The sequence below is a fragment of the Arthrobacter sp. Y3221157 genome, assembly GCF_059089865.1.
This window is the reverse complement of the sequence record NZ_JBNHFD010000207.1, coordinates 1-817: the sequence shown is the minus strand read 5'-3', so window position 1 is coordinate 817 and position 817 is coordinate 1. Positions and strand designations below refer to the sequence as shown.

Genomic DNA, 817 nt, shown 5'->3' with positions numbered 1-817 from the left:
TTCCGGATCTTGGGCGGCGCACCAACCTATGTCCTGACAGATAACGAGAAGACGGTGACCACCGCGCACGTGGCCGGGGTGCCGGTGCGGAACCAGCGGACCCTGGACTTTGCCCGGCACTACGGCGTCACCGTACTGACCTGCCAGCCCGCGGACCCCGCCACGAAGGGCGGGGTCGAGGCGTCGGTGAAGCGGGCCAAGGCTGACCTGGTGCCAACCGATACGAATCTGCGGGCCGAGTACTCCTCGTTCGCTGACTTGGAGAAGGCGTGTGAGGTGTTCATGGACGAGGTGAACAACCGTGAGCACCGTGCCACGAGGCGTAAACCGGCTGCGGTGCTCATCGAGGAGGCGCCCAGGCTGCACCGGGTCCCGGAGACTGCCCATACGGTCGCGTTCGGGCACGCCCGCACGGTCCCGGAAAATACACCGATGGTGACGTTCGAGAACGCCCAATATTCCGTCCCGGCACCTCTGCTCGGAGCCAAGGTGTTCGTCCGCGCCCACGGCACGGGCCCGGGCGAGCAGGTCATCATCGTCCATCACGGCCCCGCAGGCCCGGTCGAGGTCGCCCGGCATGAACGTGCCAAGCCCGGCAGTCCGGCCATCAACGATGAGCACTTCCCCGGGACCAGGACCCGGATCCCAGGCGATTACAGACCCAAAGCCCGCACCGCAGACGAAGCCGAATTCCTCAGCATCGGCAATGGCGCCGTCACGTGGCTGGTGGAAGCCGCCGCAGCAGGGACGGGGCGAATGAACGTGAAAATGGCCGAAGCCGTGACCCTGGCCAAAATCGCCGGGACCGAGCAGGTGG

1 protein-coding gene is annotated in these 817 nt (G+C 66.5%); it reads left to right on the top strand.

The window, feature by feature from the left end:
- Positions 1 to 817 (top strand): transposase (locus AC5RTT_RS20670; protein ID WP_494146724.1); only part of this gene is annotated, 817 nt, incomplete at both ends.